Raw genomic sequence first — 18909 nt, forward strand, 5'->3', positions numbered from 1 at the left:
CGATACCGAAGTCGCGACCGTGGAGATTGGGGCGGGAGTAAGGGGATGGGCTGGTGAAGTCGAGGTTCATTAAAGATGAGAGGACAGTCGTCGACGCCGGCAATTACGGCGACGCCGGCGAGAAGGTAGTCAGGATCGACAATGAAGGCCGGGGCCTTGCTGGCATCCTCAACAGGCCTTGCGGCATCGCAGCGCCGGCTGTCGTTCTGATGCTGCACGGATTCACGGGTCAGAAGAATGAATTCCAGCTCGCCAAAAGGGGTATTGGACTGTTCGCCTATGCTGCTGCCAAGCTAGCCGAGCAAGGTATTGCAACGCTGCGAATCGACTTCAACGGTTCGGGCGACAGCGCTGGCAATTGGATCGACACGACGTTTTCGGGCCAGATTAACGACGCGATGCTGGCTTACGACTACCTACAGGCGCTGCGCGACGTCGACGGCAGCCGTGTCGGCATCCTCGGCTACAGCCAAGGCGGTCTGGTCGCCTCACATGTTGCCGCGCTACGACCGCAGGCATCGGCGGTAGTACTGTGGGCGCCGGTGACGAACCCAATGTCGACTTTTTCAAACCTCGTTGGCGCCGAGACCGTGGCCAGGGCCATCGCGGGAGAAGCCTCAGAGGAGATCAGAACCAAGCTTTCCTGGGGAGGCGAGACAATCCTGAAGGCGGCGTTTTACAAGGAACTGCCGCTGTTTGCTCCTGCCGTCGCAATCTCGAAATATCACGGTCCACTGCGGGTCGTCGTCGGCATGCGGGAAATGATTGTGGCGCCGCAGCCAGCGGAGGGACGGTCGCTGCTGACCCATCACGGTGGGGTCAATGATCTCGTCGAGGTGGATTCCGGTCATGACTGGAATGCCGAAACCTCGCCGGATACCGTAGAGAATGTTCTCATTCCGAGCACTGTCGAGTGGTTCGGCAGATATTTGAACGTCTGACCTGTCTTGGGACCTTTGCGAGCCAGGCCAGCTTAGCCGTCACCCATGCCCCAATGAGCGCAGGGGACGATGTTTCTTGCGTCGTCTGGTTCGTACCGGAAAACCATAGGAGATGATTTTGCGCCTTGAAGACATGTCGGTAGAGGGAGCGGCGCATGGCAGCATCGCCGTTAACGGCGGCACCGCGTCTTTTCGTTCTGACGGGAAGACGGACTGGTTTTTCTCACCCACAGGCGCGACACGCATGGCCAATGTGCCGCGGCTGGTGTGGGAAGTAAATGAACCGGTATTTTCCCTGTCGGCCAAGGTGTCGGTTGATTTTGGATCCGCGTACGACGCAGGAGCGCTTTTTATCGAAGCCGATGAGGAAAATTGGGCGAAGGTCGCTTTCGAGTATTCTGCCCATCAACTGCCTACTATCGTCAGCGTCGTCACCCGTACCGCGTCGGACGATTCGGATGGTCCGAAATTTTCCGGAGCTTTCGTTTATCTTCGGATTTATTGCGACGGCAAAACGAGTGCCTTGCATTTCTCCGACGACGGGAAATTCTGGAAGTTTCTGCGCTGGTTCACGATCACCGGCCTAGATGAGCGGCCGGTCAAGATCGGACTGGGCGCGCAGTCCCCCACTGGCACGGGCGTAACTGCGACATTCAGCGACGTGGAGCTGAATTTTGACGTCATCGCGGACCTGCGCAACGGGCAGTAAAGCGAGCTCGCCCAACCCTAATGTCCACCGGAAGCGACAAGGGGCGGTTGACGGGAACCGCTCCTGATGAATGAACCTCAGACCTGCACCGATCGGCCGGTCTTTGCCGCTTCGCGGGCGGCCAGAGCAAACTTCAGTGATTTCAAACCCTCGCGGCCTGTCACCGTTGGTGAGCCATTACCCGCCATGGCTGCATTGAAGTCACGGACGACCTTGTCGTAGGCGTTTTTATGATCGATCTGTTCTTCGGCCTCTTCGCCATTCCTGCGCACGAATATACGTCCACCACCACGCTGGAGAAGAACGTCGTCTGCAAACACGAAAGCCTTCGTGCCAAAGAGCTCAACCGTCGTTCTGGCGTGATCAATGGCAAAGCTCTCGGTGAACTGCACCATTGTGCCCGTCTTCATCCGTGCAATGATCGCCACCGTATCCTCGACTTCTGTCGACGTTATTCCGTTGTTGGCAGTCATAGCGACGACCTCCTGAGCCTCCGTGCCCAGGATGTAGTGCAACAGATCCGCGTCGTGGACGGTCAAGTCGAAGAACACGCCAGCGCCGGCGGCGACGGAATCGGTTCTCCAGCCGCGGTTGGCGACCGGAAGCAGCACACCGAACGTCATGCGGGCCGCGACGATCGTGCCCAGCTCGCCATTCTTGACCAGGTCGTGGAGACGGATATGGGTCGCCATATTTCGCAGATGGTGATTGATACCGAGAACGCGTCCGTGCCTGTCGGCCGCCGCGATCATGGCTTCGGCTTCCGTGGCGGTCACCGCCATTGGCTTTTCCCCAAGCACGTGCTTGCCTGCAGTGAGCGCCGCGATCGCATGCGGCGCATGCTTCTCGTTGGTGTTGCTGATGTAGACGGCGTCGACGTCCGAATTTAGGAGCGAGTCGATCGTCTCGTGCACATCAGGAATCCCGTTGCGGTCGGCATAGGCCCTGCCGCGCGCAGCATCAGAAGTGAACACCGCTGTGACTGCGCTGTCGAGCGTGCTGTTGATCGCCGGTATCAACCACTCCTCGGCGATGCGGCTCGCACCAATCAAGCCCCATTTGTAACGTTTGCTCATCGATGTCTTCCCTGCTGAAGTTTGCGTCAATGAAGGTGTTGTGCCGACCCGGCCGGCGCAATTGTCTCGGCCTTTTGTCCGTCGAACAAAGAGGCGGGGGCTGGTCGCGATCAGCCGATCCGGTTTCCGGTCTGCTTGTTGAAAGCGATCAGTTTCGTGGTGTTCAACCGGAGCCGGCTTTCGCCGAGGCCCGTTATCGAGCCGGCACGGAGTCGCGCCGTCATTTCGCTTCCCGCGTATTTGAAGATGATGACGTCGTCGGAGCCAGTCGGCTCTATAAGCTCGATTATGACGTCGATATCGACGTCGTTTTCTCCAAGGCTTGCCGTGTCGGCCATAGCGAAGTTTTCTGGACGGATGCCGAACGTGAGGGAAGAACCAGACTCCGCAACGTGAGGTACAAGTGCGGCGGGCAGGGCGATCGCATCCGGCGCATTGCCAAACCTTGCCGTCAGGCTGTTTCCGGACCGGACCACTTTGCCGTCGACCAGATTGATGCGCGGCGCGCCGATGAATGTTGCAACGAAGATGTTGGCCGGCCGATCATAGACCTCGTTGGGCGTGCCGACCTGCTGAAGCGCGCCCTTGTCGAGAATTGCAATGCGCGTGGCCAGGGTCATTGCCTCGATCTGGTCGTGGGTGACATAGACTGTGGTCTTGGCCATCCGCTGATGCAGCTTCTTCAACTCGGTGCGCATCTCGACCCTGAGCAGCGCGTCGAGGTTGGACAGAGGCTCGTCGAACAGGAAGATGCTGGGTTCGCGCACGAGCGCGCGACCGATGGCGACACGCTGGCGCTGGCCGCCGGATAGTTGCGACGGCTTGCGGTCCAGCAGGTGCTCGATTTGCAGGAGCTTGGCGACATCCAGTACGGCGCTGGCCCGTTTCCCGGCGGGAACCTTCCGCATCTCCAAAGGGAACGCGATGTTCTGGCGCACGGTCATCGACGGATAGAGCGCATAGGACTGGAACACCATCGCAATGTCGCGATGCTGGCAGGGCAGGTCGTTGATCACCTTGCCGTCCAGCCTGATCTCGCCCGAGGTCACGCCATGTAGGCCGGCTATCGCGTGCAGCAGGGTGGACTTGCCGCAACCGGATGGACCGAGCAGCACCAGGAATTCGCCGGAATCGATATGCAGGTTGATGTCCTTCAGCACCGCGAGGTTGGGGCCGTAGAATTTGTTGATCTGGTTGAGTGCGAGGGATGACATCGACGTACCTTATGTAGAGGCAAGTGGCCTAGTGGGCCAACTGCGACAGGAAAAAAGCACAGGCTTCGCGCTCCGTCGGAGCACGGTTCAGGTATGGCAGCCGATTGGACCAGAATTCGAGAGCGTGACGGTTGCGGCCGGGAGCGGGACTAGCTTTCGGGCCCTCCCATCTTGTTGATCAGAACGGTCGGTCCGGACCTCTTCCAGTCGAGAACGGCATCGAAGCCCAGCAATCTGCGCCGGGACAGGGTCAAATGGTCAAACATGGCCTCGTAAGCCTGAAGCGGCTCCCGGGCCGCGATGGCGTCGACGATCAATGCATGTTCGTGGCGAACGATTTCCAGTCGGGTCTGGGAAGCGGCGGTGGCGAACTGGCCGGTCAGCCGCATGCCGAACACGATCTGTTTGTGCAGCATCGACATGGTGCTGGCGTACATGGAGTTCTGCGAGGCCCGCGCGACGGCGATATGGAAATCCAGGTCGAGATCGCCGAAGGCCTCGTCGCTCATGCCTTCCTCGAAAGCATTGTGTGCGGCGATGATGATATCCATGTCCTCATCGCGGCGGCGAAGGGCAGCCACCGCCGCTGCGTCGCATTCGATGGTGAGCCGGAACTCGAATGCATGAATGAGATCGGCGATGTTCTCGATTGGGCGGAAACCTTTCGCAGGCGCTTCTGAGCCGTTCAGCACATAGCTGCCTGAACCCCGCTTCGAGTTGATGATGCCGTCATTGCGCAGCCGGATGAGGGCTTCGCGCACCACAGGGCGGGAGACGCCATGCTGTTCGGCAAGCTCCATCTCGGTCGGTATGCGTGTCCCCTCGGACCATTCTCCGCTGTCGACGAGTTGCCTCATCGTCTCGTAGAGCCGTTCCGAAAGTTTTGTCCTCTGGGGGTAAGCCATCCTGGCGCCTCATTACATATTTGTAAATCTACACGGCATTTGTAAGATTTCAAGCTTGATTTATGCCTAAAAGTCAGACATTGTCATTTTGTTTGATGCTGAGCACGGTGTGAAACCTCCCTTCCCACCAGCCTTGCAGCAAACCGCCCGCCGGGACGCATTGCCAGAGGCCTGACACGGAGAATCCGCGTTTAGCACAGCATTGTGCGGATGCGGCAACGGCGGCCCCATGCACTGCATCGGGCAATCCTGAGACAGGACCGGCAATGGTTCCGGCGGGCGCGATCCGCCGCAACGGCCGCTTCGGTTCAAAGACGCGTGGCGATCAACCTGAGGGCGTTCCCAATGAACCTGCTGCGGCCGCTCTATGAGGGGATATTCGGCACCACGGCGCATTGGAACTATCATGCGTGGCTGATGTTCACGATCTGGATCGTGCTTATTCCTGCCGTCCTGCTGCTGACGCGTTTCGGCAAGCCGGCGCCGACGCTGGAGGGTATCCCGAAGGGAAGTGCCAAGCTGGGCCGCAAGCTGTTCTGGTTCACAATGCACCGGGTCGGCTTGTCGGCGCTCGCGACGGCCAGCGTTGTCGGCGGTCTCGTCGCCATTGCCGCCAACGGAGGTTTCAGCGCCACGCTCCATTCCGTGTTCGGCATCGCGACAGTGGTCCTGAGCGTAATGCAGATCGTCAGCGCCTGGTTCCGAGGCTCGCACGGCGTCAGCAAGACCGTAGCTTCAGTGACTGCCGAGCCTCCTGCTACGCACGGCGATCACTATGACATGACGGCACGGCGGCGCTGGTTCGAGGCCTATCACAAGACGGTCGGATGGGTGACAGTCGCCAGCGCGCTGGGCGCGGTCACCACCGGGCTTTCCCAGTATTGGGTGTCTGGCATGGGTACGGTTATGGCATCTCTGGCCGTGCTGTACGCACTGATCGCCGTCGTCCTTGAAGCACGGGGCTACCGTCACGACACCTATATGTCGAATTTCGGCACGGGCGCGCATCACCCGTTCAACAGGCAGAGGATAGAGGAAATGTCGCGGCAATAGCCTCGACAATTTCGAAACTCCCGCGGAGTGTCGGCCTGACTTGCACGCTTCGGAGCGCGCCCCAAAAGCCTGCCCTATATTCAGGTGTCGAGCTGGTTGACGCGATCGGCTTCGATCCTCTCGCCTTCGCGCTCGCCGGCCGGCCCATATCCACCACCACCGGGCGTCTGGACGACCAGTGTATCGCCGGCCGGCACCAGCTGCTTGCCTTTGCCACGCAGCCGCGTCCCCGATTTCAGACCAACATAGCCGGCACGGCCCTGTTCTCCGCCAAACCGGCCGCGTGCAGGATGCTCGATGCGATCGAGTGCGGCATAGATGTAGAACGGGTGGTTGTCGCGGTGGCCGATCTCGATGGTCTGGCCGAGCCCACCCCTGAACCGCCCGTGTCCGCCGCTTCCGGGTGTCAGTTCCTTGCGCCAGAAGACCAGCGGCGTCATGGTTTCCAAAATCTCGATCGGCACGCCGGAAACGCCGCTGGGAAAGGCGGTCGCGCTGAGCCCGTCGTCGCTCGGGCGGGCGCCGGTTCCCCCGGTCTGGACGGACAATGCCGAGAACCTCGCAGTGTGTCCGATGCCTTGGGTCAGACAGGCGTCATGCGCGTCCTCGAGGATGAGATTCCAGAGCGAGGATGCGCCCTCGGCCAGCACCTTGTCGGGTACGATCTGAGCCAGGCAGCCGTAGACGACGTCGGGAAGCATCTGGCCGATTACATGCCGTGAAGAGACCGGGGCAGGGCGCTGCGCGTTGACGATTGTGTCTTCCGGGGCGGTTACTTCGACCACAGAGAGCGACCCCGAATTGTTTGGCACCTGGGGAAAGAGCGCGCAGGCGATCGCATAGGTGGAATAGGCCTGTGCATAGCTCAGAGGCACGTTGATTCCGCGCGCCGAAAGGCCGGACGTGCCCGTGAAGTCGACTCTGATCAGGTCGCCGGAGATAGTCGTCGTCGCAATCAGGGAAACAGGCTTGTCGTAACCGTCGATCACCATCTCGGCGGTGGTCCTGCCGGCCGGCAATCCTGCTATGGCCGCAAGGGCTGCCTCTCGGGAGCGGCTGACGATCTGGTCGCAGAGCGGCGTTAGATCGCCCAGCGGAAATTCGCGCAACATCTCGCGCAAGCGGTCCACCCCGATCGTATTGCAGGCGGCAAGCGACATGAGGTCGCCTTCCATTTCAGCGGGGTAGCGCGAGTTGCTTCGCGCAAGCGTCATCAAGGTTTCGTCAAGCTTGCCCTCGGCGATCATCTTCATCGGAGGAACATAGAAACCTTCTTCGAAGACGTCGCGGCCGTCAGGTCCGAAGCCGATTCCGCCGACATCCATGAAGTGGCAGGTAGAAGCGAAAAGCCCGACCATCGAGCCTCCAAAGAAAGCCGGCGTGACGGCGACGAAATCATGCAGGTGTCCAGTGCCAAGCCAGGGATCGTTGGTGATGTGGACGTCCCCGTCCTTCATGGATGCCGCGGGAAAGCGCGCGAGGAAGTGACGAACCGATGCGGCCATCGTGTTGACGTGCCCCGGCGTACCGGTGACAGCCTGCGCGATCATCCGGCCATCCGGGTGGAAGAAGCCGGCGGAAAGGTCACCGGACTCCCGTACGATCGGACTGAAGGCGGTGCGCCGAAGCACCTGGGCCTGTTCCTCGACGACGGCGATCAGGCGATTCCACATGATCTGGAATTCGATCTCGTCGATGGCGGGCCGTTCTATCTGCTGCATGGAAGTCTCCATTATTCCGCGGCCGCCGCGACGCCGAAGGCCGTGTTGGTCAGTTCAAGATGGCCCAGCCAGTCGACAGCGACTTCAAAATGAGCCGGCACTACCGTATTGGTCTCGGATTCGGTGATGACGGCGGGGCCGGCGATGGAATGACCTGAGGCAAGATCTGCGCGCAAATAAACCGGCGCCTTGACCGATCTCCCGTCGAAATCGACAAAATCCGTCCAGCCGCTCGGTCTGGGCTTGGCGCTCACGGAGTGAATTTCCTTGAGCGTCTCGCGTGAGGGCTGGTGCGCTGTCGCGGTGACGGCCCAGGTCAGAATCTCGATGGCGTGGTTCTGCAGGAAACGGCCGAACACCGCCCTGTAGTGCTCTTCGAAAAGCTGGCGCAGCCTTGCGGAATCGATGGCGGCCGAATCTCCGAGCGGCAGATCGATTTCCAATTCGTGGCCTTGGCCGACATAGCGCAGAAATGCCGACGTGCGCAGTTCGACCGGGCGGCCGTTCGCCGCCGGCTCGACCACCGACAGGGCTTCAGCATGCATCCGCAGTATTAGGTCGCGAATGGCGCCGTCGTTGACGTCGACCAGACGGCTGTGGCGGCTGTGCACGATCTCATAGGCGAGCGGCGCTTCCAGGAAACCAATTGCCGAGCCGACGCCTGCGCCCATCGGCACGATAACCTTTTCCAGACCGAGCTTGCGGGCTAGTTGGGCCGCATGCATCGGCGCCGCGCCGCCAAACGCGATCATGGTGCGCTTGCGCAGGTCCTTGCCATGCTCCGCCGCATGGACGCGGCTCGCGTTAGACATGTTTTCCTCGACGATGGCCGCGACCGCCGAGGCCGCGACTACCGATTGTAGCGACAGTGGGGAGCCGACATGATCGCCCAGCGCCTTTTCGGCAAGGTCGCGGCGCAGCCCGACCTTGCCGCCGGCGAAGTTCGTGGCGTCGATGCGGCCGAGAACCAGATCGGCGTCGGTGACCGTGGGACGGTCGCCACCCCGGTTGTAGCAGGCCGGACCCGGTTCCGACGACGCACTTTCCGGCCCTACGGTCAGGCGACCAAGGCTGTCGACCTGGGCAATGGAGCCGCCGCCGGCGCCGATCTCGACCATTTCGATGACCGGGATGCGGACCGGAAGGCCGCTGCCTCTCAGGAAGCGCTCGGTGCGGTCGACCTCGAAGCTGCGGGACTTCAGCGGAGTGCCGTTGTCGATCAGGCAAAGCTTGGCGGTGGTGCCACCCATGTCGAAGGACACGATTTCCTTCAGGCCGCAGTCGGCGGCGATCTTGGATGCAAGGATGGCGCCGCCGGCAGGGCCGGATTCCACAAGGCGTATCGGGAAGGCCGCAGCCTGGTCGACCGTCGTCAGCCCGCCGCCCGACGTCATTAGTAGCAGGGGCGCGCGCAGGCCTCGACGGGCAAGTTCCGTCTTCAGCCGGCCGAGGTAGCCAGCCATGATCGGACGGATATAGGCATTCGCCACGGTGGTGGAGGCACGCTCATATTCGCGCACCTCCGGACAAACCTCGCAGGAGAGCGAGAACGTCACCTGCGGCAGGGCGGCGGTCAGGATTTCCCGGACCTTGAGCTCATGCGCCGGGTTCGCATAGGCGTGGATGAATGAGATGGCGACGCTTTCGATACCGGCGCCCTTCAGTGCCTCGCCAAGGTCGGCCACCTTGTCCTCGGGCAAGGTTTTCAGCACCGTGCCATCGGCGGCAACCCGCTCCGCAATGACGAACCGGTGTTTCCTGCCCACCAGAGGCTGCGGCTTCCTGATAAAGATATCGTATTGATCGTGACGGCTTTCCGAACCGATCTCGATCGTGTCGCGAAAGCCATCCGTAGTCACAAGGGCTGTTTTCGCCCCGCGCCGCTCGATGATGGCGTTTGTGGCCAACGTCGTTCCGTGCAGGAAGAGATCAAGATCCGCAAATGAGAGCGACTTCTGCTTCAGGAGGCTTTCGACACCTTCCAGCACCGCTTCCTCAGGCGCCCGCTTGGTCGTCAACACCTTTGTGGAAGAGCGTTCGCCCGCTATTTCGAGCACGACATCTGTGAAGGTACCGCCGATGTCGACGGAGACACGGTTCATTTGCGCGTTCATGGCCTACCCTGGGAAACGGAATTGACTATAATTTGTCTGACTAAGATCGCTATGTCAATCCTGTAGCTCCATCAACCCAGAAACGTGCTTGAAGCGCATATTTCTGAGTGCCTATTTCCTTTCCGTTGAAAACATTCAATTTATTTGAGATTTCTGATATCATCGAGCCGGCATTTGAAGTTTCTACCTGGTCCGACCTTTTCAGATTTCGCATGACAAACCGAATTTCAATTGACAAATATGTAAAAACAAAAGACTGTAGAGGCGACCGGCACTGCGCCGGGTCGGAGGAGTGGTTGGTGTGGCTCTAGGCATCGCCGGAAAGGCAGCTTCGCAACTCACCGGGCAGCATTGTTCCTGGTGCAGGATGGCGACATGCTTGGAGCCGGAGGTTGGTTTGGCTTACCGGCCCGCCTGCGAGGCCCTGGAGCTTGCAAGGAATTCAGAATTGTTCGGAAATTGAGATGACATTTGCGACGACAAGAAATTTCGGCAACTGGATAGATGGAAGCTGGCGTCAGGCAGCGGGGCGCGAGATCAATCGCCGCAATCCAAGCAATGGCGCACTAGTCTCGCGGTTTCGGGATTCCACCGAAGCCGATGTCGATATGGCGGTATCGTGCGCGAAGCACGCGTTCAGGACGAAGTGGGCTGGTGCGACCGGGGCCGAGCGTTCGGCAGTCCTCGTGAATGCGGCCGATATCATCCGGCGCCGTGCGGACGAACTCGCTTTTTTCGAAATGGCCGAAAGCGGCAAGCCCGTAAAGCAGGCGCGCGTCGAAATTGAGCGGTCTTCCATGCTTTGGGATTATGCTGCGACGCAGGCGCGTTCCATCACAGGCGAGAGTTTTGGCCAGCTCGGCGAGTTCTATTTCGCGGCGACGGTGCGTGAGCCCCTCGGCGTTGCGGCCATCATCACGCCCTGGAACTTTCCGTTTCTGATCATTAGCCAGAAACTGCCATTCGCTCTGGCGGCGGGCTGCGCCGCAGTGGTCAAGCCTAGCGAACTGACGAGTGCGACGACCTTGCTGCTCGGCGAAATTCTCAAAGACGCGGGCCTGCCGGACGGTGTCCTCAACATCGTCGCCGGGTCGGGTGCGACCTGCGGCGATCTGCTCCTGCGTCATCCTGGCATCGACATGATCTCGTTCACCGGCTCTACCAAAGTGGGCAAGCATGCCATGCGGGTCGGCGCCGACGGCATGAAGAAGGTGTCGTTGGAGTTGGGCGGCAAGAACGCGCACATCGTCATGGCGGATGCCGATCTGGACGATGCGTTGGATGCTGCTCTGCACGGAGCATTTCTTAACGCAGGTCAATCCTGCAACCAGGGCAGCAGACTTCTAATCCAGGCCTCCATCGCGCCGGAATTCATCAGGAAATTCGTCGATTGCGCCCGGCAGGTGAAAGTGGGTGACACGCAGGCTGAGGGCGTGCTGCTCGGCCCGATCATCAACAAGGATCAGTACGACAAGATCGTCGACTACATTGCCGTCGGCAAGGCGGAGGGGGCGACCCTGGCGCTGGGCGGCAAACACCGGGAAGAAAATGGCGGGTATTTCATCGACCCTACTGTCTTCACCGGCGTGAAGCCGCATATGCGCATCGCGCGCGAAGAGATTTTCGGTCCGCTCGTGTCGATCCTCGAATTCGAGGCGCTGGAGGACGCAATCGCTCTGGCGAATGAGTCCGTCTACGGCCTGTCCGCCGGCATCTGGACCGGAAATGTGTCGGCCGCGATGAGGGCGGTGCGTTCGCTCAATGCCGGCACGGTCTGGGTCAACACCTATCTCGAAGGCCCAGCCGAGCTTCCTTTCGGTGGTGTGGGCGAAAGCGGCATCGGCCGTGAAGTCGGCAAGCTCGGCGTCGAGGAATTCACCGACATCAAGACGGTCCAGATACGCAGCGGCGGCTATTCCCGGCGCTGGATCGGACAGGCGATTGAGGCTCCCAATGCCTGACACGGCGATCAAGCCCGAATATGACTACATCGTTGTCGGCGGCGGTTCGGCTGGCTGTGTCGTGGCCTCACGTCTGAGCGAGAATCCGGATGTGACGGTGCTGCTGCTGGAAGCTGGCGCCAGGAACGATACACCGCTGGTGCGTTGGCCGGCCGGCTATTCCCGCTTGCAAGGCAACAAGGTGCGCTGGGAATGGTCGACGGTGCCGCAAAAGCACCTCAACAATCGGAAATTGCTGTTCCCGCAAGGCAAGCTTCTCGGTGGCGGCAGCTCAGTCAACTCGATGGTGTACATCAGGGGCAACCGGAAAGATTACGATTCCTGGCGCGAGCAGGGCAACGAAGGGTGGGGCTATGACGATCTGCTGCCCTATTTCCGTCGGTCGGAAGACAATGAGCGTTTTGCCGACGCTTTCCACGGCACCAGTGGGCCGATGGGGGTTTCGGACCAGCGCCTGCCGATCGACCTGACCCGGAAGTTCGTCCGCGCGGCCCAGGAGGCCGGGTTCAATCACAATCCGGACTTCAATGGACGCGATCAGTATGGCGTCGGCTACTACCAGGTGACGCAGCGGGCCGTTCGCCGCAGCAGCACCGCAGCCGCCTTCATCTATCCGAACCTGTCACGGCCAAACCTGACCGTGGTAACCAAAACGCGGGTGACCGGGATTGACGTGGAACATGGCAGGGCGCGGTCGGTCACTTATCTCGCGCCAGGTACCAACCGAACCGCCAGCGTTCGGGCGGGCAGCGAGATCATCGTTTCCGCAGGCGCGGTCAATTCGCCGAAACTGCTGTTGCTTTCGGGGATCGGACCAGCTTCGGAGCTGCGCCAGACAGGCGTGGAAACGGTCGTCGACCTTCCGGGTGTTGGCAAGAACCTCCAGGACCACATGGATGTCTATTGCTGCGTCAGCCTGAATGAGCGCGCGTCGTACAACGGGCACGACCGGGGCCTGATGGCCGCTTGGCACGGCCTGCAGTTCCTGATGTTTGGAACTGGTCCGCTCACCAGCAATGTGTGCGAGGGCGGCGCCTTTGTCAGCACAACCGGCAACAATGACTGGCCGGACATCCAGATGCATTTCCTGCCGGCCTACGTCATCGATCATGGCCGCGTGCGCGTTGCCGGGCATGGAATGACGTTAAACACGGCCTATCTTCGCCCGGAAAGCCGCGGCCAGGTGACGCTGGCGTCGACGGACCCCATGGACGATCCGCTTATTGACCCGGATTTCCTGTCCAATCCGAACGACCTGCGCCACAGTATCGACGGCTTCAAGCTGGCGCGCGAAATCCTGTCGCAACCGAGCTTCACCAGACTGTACAAAGCCGAGCATCTGCCCGGAAAGGATGTGCGCTCTGACCAGGAGATCACCGAATACATAAGGCAGTGGTCCAAGACCGATTTCCATCCGGCTGGAACCTGCAAGATGGGAAGCGACGACATGGCGGTCGTCGATAGGGATTTGAAGGTGCGTGGCGTGGACGCACTGCGGGTCATCGACGCTTCGATCATGCCGACGCTTGTCAGCGGCAACACTAACGCCCCCTCCATCATGATCGGAGAGCGAGGCGCGGACGCCATCCTTGGAAGGCGGGAACAGGCGACAAAGCCATCGGCCACGCTGCGCAGGCTTTCGCAGGCAGGCGCGACCGTCAGCGTGGCTTGAGAGAATGACTGTGAGCCAGAGCCGCCCATTGATCCTTCATATGTTTCACACCGCGCCGGCATTGGTTGCGGTGTTCGAAAGCCTTGCGAAGGAACTCGCTCCCGGCATCGTGCTCAAGCACACGGTGCGGGAAGATCTGCTGAAATCGGCGATCGAGTGTGGCAGTGCTACGCCCGAGATCATAGGCGCGGCCGCCGAAGCCATGCGGGCGGAATTCCGGCTGGGAGCGGATGCCGTAATCTGCACCTGCTCCACGATCGGGGCAGCCGCCGACGTCGCCCATACGACTTCGGACAGGCCCGTGCTGCGCATTGACCGGCCCATGGCGCGCGAAAGCGTCAGGACTGCAAGCCGCATTCTGGTCCTAGCGACGGTCGGCACGACAATCGCCCCGACGGTCGCACTGATCGGGGCCGAATCCAGGGCCGCAGGACGTAAGCCCGATATCGATTCAATCGTGCTGGAAAGAGCGCGACAGCTTTTTCTGAGCGGTGACATCGAGGCTTATCTCGACGCGGTGGCGGAGGGCATCGCCGCGGCCACGCTCGACGCCGACGTGGTAGTTTTGGCACAGGCCTCTATGGCTGCCGCATTGCCACTCGTCGGCAAGACCGAGGTTCCGATCCTGACCAGTCCCCGCATCGGGTTCATCGGCGCGCTTCGCGATCTCGAGCCCGGCGGCGCGTGGGGGGCTTAGGCACAAGTGAAGGCTTCCAACAGAATGATAGACCTCCGCAGCGACACGATCACGACCCCGACCCCGGAGATGATCGAGGCGATGTCGCGCGCCGAGCTCGGCGACGATTTCTTCCGCGACGATCCGACTGTGCTCGACTTTGAGGCGCAGGTCGCTGATCTGCTTGGAGTGGAGAGTGCGATGCTGGTGATCAGCGGCACGATGGGAAACATCGTATCAGCCATGGCGCTGGCGCCGCGCGGCACCTCGATCATCGTAGAGGCGACCGCACATATCCACATCAACGAAAGCGGCTGGCCGTCGACGATTGCCGGCCTGACACCACGTCCTGTCCAGGGCATAGGCGGCATGATCTCCGCGACGGCGCTCACTGACGCCATCGCTGCGGGGCAGTCGCGGTTGAGCGCTCCGACGAGCTTGCTGTGCCTGGAAAACACTCACAACGCGGCTGGCGGCAGGGTCATGAGCCCGGAGGATCTCGCAGTTTTGGCCGGCATCGCCCACGACAACGGCCTTAATGTCCATCTCGATGGTGCGCGCATCTTCAATGCCGCCATATCCCTCGGCCGATCGGTCAGCGATTTCGTTCAGCCGGTGGACACGACCACATTCTGCCTGTGCAAAGGCTTGAGTTGCCCCCTCGGTGCGGTGGTTGCCGGGAGTTCCGAAATCATTGAGAAGACCCGGCGCTGGAGGCAGATTATTGGCGGTGGCATGCGTCAGGCCGGCGTGATAGCCGCAGCCGGACGCGTCGCGCTGCGTACGATGGTCGCTCGCCTCGAGGAGGATCACCAGAACGCAAAACTTCTGGCGACACGATTGAGAGATGCCGGTCTGGATGTCGATCCATCCGCTATTGAGACCAACATCGTGTTTGTCAATCTGCCGTCGGGTAACTTCGATACGGCCTACCTGCATTCGGAAATGCTTGAAAACGGCGTGCGTATATCGCCGCCCAAGGCAGGCCGCTTGCGCCTCGTCACCCACCGGGAAATTACGCAATCGGAGGCTCTAATGGCTTCGGATCTCATCGCCAAGACCTGCGAGGCGGCGCGGGGACGACAGTTGTCTAGCGTGAACAACGCCGGCATGGACGCGATCTACTAGAGCGCTTCCGATGTCTCCATTTCACAAATTGCAGTCTCGCGGAGTGCCTCATGCTTCTCGGCATCATCGCTGACGATTTTACCGGCGCGAGCGATATAGCCAACACGATCGCCAAGGGCCTTCACGGCCAGGGCGGGCTCAAGACTGTCCAGTTCCTCGGCGTTCCGGTACAGGATCCGTTGCCTGACATCGAGGCTGGCGTCATTTCACTGAAGACCAGGTCCATCCCGGCCAGGGAAGCAATCGACCAGTCGTTGGCGTCACTTGCATGGTTGCGGAAGCAGGGATGCGAGCAGTTCGTGTTCAAATACTGTTCAACCTTCGATTCCACGGCGGAGGGCAACATAGGGCCGGTCGCAGAGGCGATCGCAAAAGCGCTTTCCGTCAGGGGTGTCGTCGCCTGTCCGGCGTTTCCGACGGCGGGCAGAACCGTCTATCAGGGTCACCTGTTTGTCGGCGGCCGGCTTCTCCACGAATCGGGTATGCAGCATCATCCTCTGAACCCGATGACCGACCCGGACATAAGGCGCTGGCTCCAGCAGCAGTGCGGAAGCGTGGTTGGCTATGTCGACTGGCCTACGGTCAAAGCGGGCGGCGACGCTATCGCGAATGCGCTCAGGGCGTCGGCGGCAAAAGACGAGGTGCTGGCGATTGTCGACGCCATCGACGATGCGGATTTGCTTGCGATCGGCGCCGCCGTCAGAGACAGCCGGTTTGTAACCGGCGGATCCGGTATTGCGCTCGGCCTCCCCGCCAATTTCATCGCACAGGAAAAGGCTTCGGGCACGCTGCCCGAGAAAGCAGCAGTCGAGGGTCCTGAGGCGATCCTTGCCGGCAGCTGTTCCAGTGCGACGCGCGGCCAGATCGACTTCCACCTGCAATCACATCCCGGCCTCGCAGTGGCGGTCGACGAGGTGATGGCCGGCGCGATGACCGAGCGGGATATCGTGGCATTCGCCCTGGCAAATGAAGGGCGTGCGCCAATCGCATATTCTTCCGCCACACCGGCTGACGTGGAAGCGGCGCAAGCCCGATACGGTCGGCAGGCGGTGGCCGACAGACTGGATCGATTGTTTGCGAGTGCCGCCCGAGACCTCGTAGATGCCGGTGTCAGGCGGCTGGTCGTCGCGGGCGGCGAAACCTCCGGCGCGGTCGTCAGCGCGCTTGCGGTTCAGAGCGTCGCAATTGGCGAGGAAATCGATCCCGGCGTGCCTGTCCTTTCAGTGGCAGCGCCGGTTTCCATGGCGCTCGCGCTGAAATCCGGCAACTTCGGGTCACGCGACTTCTTTTCCAAGGCACTTCAACGAATGGCGGGGCGATGACAAACGAAGATCAAGCTCGGGCCGACATTGTCAGGCTGGCAAAGTCGCTCTTCGACCGGGGTTTTTCCGTCGGATCGGCAGGGAATATTTCCTGCACGGTGGAAGACGGCATTCTGATCACGCCGACCAATTCCTCGCTGGGATTCCTCAGCGCGGACAGGATTTCCAAGATCAGCCGGGATGGCCGGCACATATCTGGCGACAAGCCGTCAAAGGAAATCTTCCTGCACCGTGCCTTTTACGAAAGTCGACCTTCGACCGGCGCGGTCGTCCATCTCCATTCCACCTACTGCACCGCACTCTCGTGCCTGGCCGATGTCGATCCGCAGGACTGTATCCCTTCGCTGACGCCTTACGTGATCATGAGGGTCGGGCAGGTCCCTATTGTTCCCTATGTCAGGCCCGGCGACGAGAAGGCAGGCAGGTTAATCGATAATCTGCGCGGGAAATACGCCGCCGTTCTGCTCGCCAATCACGGGCCGGTCGTCGCCGGCAGGAATCTGGAATCCGCCGTGTTCGCAGCGGAGGAACTAGAAGAGACGGCCAAGCTGCTCATAATACTTCGGACCATGAAGGTGCGCTATCTGACCGAGGCTCAGGTCGAGGAACTGGCCGCCGCCTTTGGAAAACCGTAGCGAACGGGATGCGGGCAGCTAGCGGCTGAATCAGCCCTGCAAGATGGCATCCACACCCTTCTTGGCCAGATCGATGTCTTCCTGCGTGGAGAGACCGCTCACCGCGACGGCCCCGACGACCGTCCCATCGACAATGACAGGAAGCCCACCGCCAAAGCCGGTGTAGCGGCAGTCGCCATAGGAGCCCATGTCAAAACCCGCGCCCCGGGCTCTCGCGGCCTGCCCGATATCCATCGAGGGCCGCCGCTCGCGCGCGGCGGTCCACGCCTTGTTGGCTGCGATCAGGATGGACGGATAGGGCGCGCCATCGAGGCGCGACAGGGCGATCAACTCGCCCTGCTGGTCCGCCACGGCGATCACCGCGCATTTGCCATCGGCCAGGATCGCATCGACGATGGCCCTGATCGCACGTGCCGCGTCGGCGTGGCCAAGCGAGGGAACAGTCAGCATGATCCGGTCATCCAGCTTCAGGCCTGTTCGATCGAAATCGTTCGTCCCGTCGCGGCCGCTTCGGCGACGGCCTTTGCCAGCTTCAGACTCCAGACGCCGTCATCGCCGGACGAGGATGGCTTGCCCTTGTCCTGGATTGCCGCGATGAAATCGGAGATGCCGCGCTCGTAGGCCACTTTCAGGTCGAGGGGAATTTCCCGGTCGCCGTCCTTCGTGCGCAGGATCACGCGGCCGCCAGGCGCCTGGGACATGACGTCGATGCCCAGGATGCTGCCCTCACTGCCATGGATTTCGACGCCACGCGGTCCGTAGCCGACAACGAAACTGTCATGGCATTGCACAAGGATATCGCCCGGAAATTCCCAGACCGACATCACGCTGTCCTCGATGTGTTTCGGACCGGCTCCCGAGGTCGCGGCGATGGCCGCTATCCTGATTGGGTTGCCGTCAAGGTAAAAGCGAAGAAGGTCGCCATTGTGAACGGTGATGTCATAGATGACGCCGGCGCCGGCAGCCTTGTCGTGCAGCCGCCAGGTCTTCAGGCTGTCCGGCAGTTCCCCGGCGTGGAACACGCGAATCGAATTGACCTTTCCGATCGCGCCCTGGTCGATCAGGCTCTTGATGGCGCGATGGCTCTCCATATTTCGAAGATGGTGGTTGGTCGCTAGAACGACGCCCTTCTTTCGGGCCGCATCCACGATTGTCTGGGCATCCGAGGGTTCAAGGGCCAGAGGTTTCTCGCACAGGACGTGCTTGCCAGCCTCGATCGCGGCCAAGGAGTCTGGCAGGTGGCGGTCGTTGGTCGTGCTAATGTAGACGGCTGCTATTTCAGGGTCCGCGAGCATGGACTCCACTGAGGCATAGCCGGCAGCAATAGCCTTGTGGTGGGCGAAGGCCTTCGCCCTGTCCAAATCCGAACTTACAATCGCTTTCACCTTCCCGGACGGGTGTTTCCGGATTGAATCCACCATCCATTCGCGTGCAATCGTGCTTGCGCCGATCAAGCCCCAGGTAACGGTATCGGCCATCCTGTTTCCTTCCCTGCTGGTTTCCCGCGACGCGCAGGCCCGCGTCGCAGCTCGATTGACGATTTGTCTGACAATGACGGTGTTTGTCAATTAGTCTTTTGGAAAAGATGGAGGTCGCAGCATCAGCTAAATGCCATTTTTCGCATATTTTTCAGCACGATATTGGCTTCTTAGAGCACTCGTCTCTAAAAAATTTCGAGCGCAGGTCACTTTGATCGCACCCAGTTATTGACAGATATGTAAATTGTAAACATGATAGTCAGACATTGGTGGCCAACTGGGAGGTGCAGCTCGCCGGCACGCG

At 60.8% G+C, this 18909-nt stretch carries 17 protein-coding genes; 10 read left to right on the forward strand and 7 right to left on the reverse strand.

Features of this window, described 5'->3' with window-relative positions:
* Window positions 1-53 precede the first annotated feature (53 nt).
* Window positions 54-941: an alpha/beta hydrolase gene (locus tag JG747_RS13390; protein ID WP_202361943.1), complete on the forward strand. Its 888-nt coding sequence runs from the start codon at window positions 54-56 to the stop codon at window positions 939-941.
* 118 nt (window positions 942-1059) lie between these two features.
* Entirely contained in the window at window positions 1060-1650 is a 591-nt protein-coding gene (locus JG747_RS13395) for a DUF1349 domain-containing protein (RefSeq protein ID WP_244748387.1), read from the forward strand.
* A gap of 77 nt (window positions 1651-1727) precedes the next feature.
* On the opposite strand, the gene JG747_RS13400 is transcribed toward JG747_RS13395, so the two are convergent.
* The 3 genes from JG747_RS13400 to JG747_RS13410 form a co-directional block, all read right to left on the reverse strand.
* Window positions 1728-2726: a Gfo/Idh/MocA family protein gene (locus JG747_RS13400; protein ID WP_202361944.1), complete on the reverse strand. Its 999-nt coding sequence runs from the start codon at window positions 2724-2726 to the stop codon at window positions 1728-1730.
* A gap of 110 nt (window positions 2727-2836) precedes the next feature.
* Window positions 2837-3940, reverse strand: coding sequence for an ABC transporter ATP-binding protein (locus JG747_RS13405; protein ID WP_202361945.1), 1104 nt, complete (start codon window positions 3938-3940; stop codon window positions 2837-2839).
* A 149-nt stretch (window positions 3941-4089) separates the two neighbouring features.
* Window positions 4090-4845: a FadR/GntR family transcriptional regulator gene (locus tag JG747_RS13410; RefSeq protein WP_202361946.1), complete on the reverse strand. Its 756-nt coding sequence runs from the start codon at window positions 4843-4845 to the stop codon at window positions 4090-4092.
* 345 nt (window positions 4846-5190) lie between these two features.
* On the opposite strand from JG747_RS13410, the gene JG747_RS13415 reads away from it, so the two are divergent.
* Complete coding sequence (locus tag JG747_RS13415; RefSeq protein ID WP_202361947.1) at window positions 5191-5898, forward strand: hypothetical protein; 708 nt, start codon at window positions 5191-5193, stop codon at window positions 5896-5898.
* 80 nt (window positions 5899-5978) lie between these two features.
* Here the strand turns inward: JG747_RS13415 and JG747_RS13420 are convergent, their stop codons facing one another.
* Complete coding sequence (locus JG747_RS13420; protein ID WP_202361948.1) at window positions 5979-7619, reverse strand: hydantoinase B/oxoprolinase family protein; 1641 nt, start codon at window positions 7617-7619, stop codon at window positions 5979-5981.
* Window positions 7620-7630: 11 nt separating this feature from the next.
* Entirely contained in the window at window positions 7631-9733 is a 2103-nt protein-coding gene (locus JG747_RS13425; protein WP_202361949.1) for a hydantoinase/oxoprolinase family protein, read from the reverse strand.
* A 464-nt stretch (window positions 9734-10197) separates the two neighbouring features.
* Between JG747_RS13425 and JG747_RS13430 the strand changes: the two genes are divergently transcribed.
* The 6 genes from JG747_RS13430 to otnC are packed head-to-tail and all read left to right on the forward strand — an operon-like array spanning window position 10198 to window position 17127.
* The gene (locus JG747_RS13430; RefSeq protein WP_202361950.1) at window positions 10198-11694 is read left to right on the forward strand and encodes an aldehyde dehydrogenase family protein; all 1497 of its coding nucleotides are present in this window, start codon (window positions 10198-10200) and stop codon (window positions 11692-11694) included.
* Entirely contained in the window at window positions 11687-13366 is a 1680-nt protein-coding gene (locus JG747_RS13435) for a GMC family oxidoreductase (protein ID WP_202361951.1), read from the forward strand. Before JG747_RS13430 ends, JG747_RS13435 begins: the two co-directional genes overlap by 8 nt.
* Window positions 13367-13376: 10 nt before the next feature.
* Window positions 13377-14063, forward strand: coding sequence for an aspartate/glutamate racemase family protein (locus JG747_RS13440; RefSeq protein ID WP_210384461.1), 687 nt, complete (start codon window positions 13377-13379; stop codon window positions 14061-14063).
* A gap of 24 nt (window positions 14064-14087) precedes the next feature.
* Window positions 14088-15170: a threonine aldolase family protein gene (locus JG747_RS13445; RefSeq protein ID WP_202361953.1), complete on the forward strand. Its 1083-nt coding sequence runs from the start codon at window positions 14088-14090 to the stop codon at window positions 15168-15170.
* 50 nt (window positions 15171-15220) lie between these two features.
* Window positions 15221-16492 (forward strand): 3-oxo-tetronate kinase, encoded by a 1272-nt coding sequence (otnK, locus tag JG747_RS13450; protein ID WP_202361954.1) that lies wholly within the window; start codon window positions 15221-15223, stop codon window positions 16490-16492.
* Window positions 16489-17127 (forward strand): 3-oxo-tetronate 4-phosphate decarboxylase, encoded by a 639-nt coding sequence (gene otnC, locus JG747_RS13455; RefSeq protein ID WP_202361955.1) that lies wholly within the window; start codon window positions 16489-16491, stop codon window positions 17125-17127. The genes otnK and otnC overlap by 4 nt, the downstream gene beginning before the upstream one ends.
* A gap of 30 nt (window positions 17128-17157) precedes the next feature.
* Here otnC and JG747_RS13460 read toward each other — a convergent pair whose 3' ends face one another.
* The gene (locus tag JG747_RS13460; RefSeq protein ID WP_202361956.1) at window positions 17158-17577 is read right to left on the reverse strand and encodes a GlcG/HbpS family heme-binding protein; all 420 of its coding nucleotides are present in this window, start codon (window positions 17575-17577) and stop codon (window positions 17158-17160) included.
* Between the two features lie 17 nt (window positions 17578-17594).
* Window positions 17595-18548: a Gfo/Idh/MocA family protein gene (locus JG747_RS13465; protein WP_244748433.1), complete on the reverse strand. Its 954-nt coding sequence runs from the start codon at window positions 18546-18548 to the stop codon at window positions 17595-17597.
* Here JG747_RS13465 and JG747_RS36945 point away from each other — a divergent pair.
* The gene (locus JG747_RS36945; protein ID WP_244748456.1) at window positions 18457-18699 is read left to right on the forward strand and encodes a hypothetical protein; all 243 of its coding nucleotides are present in this window, start codon (window positions 18457-18459) and stop codon (window positions 18697-18699) included. The genes JG747_RS13465 and JG747_RS36945 overlap by 92 nt on opposite strands.
* Window positions 18700-18909 lie beyond the last annotated feature (210 nt).

Source organism: Mesorhizobium sp. 131-3-5 (assembly GCF_016756575.1).
Taxonomy (GTDB): Bacteria; Pseudomonadota; Alphaproteobacteria; order Rhizobiales; family Rhizobiaceae; genus Mesorhizobium; species Mesorhizobium jarvisii.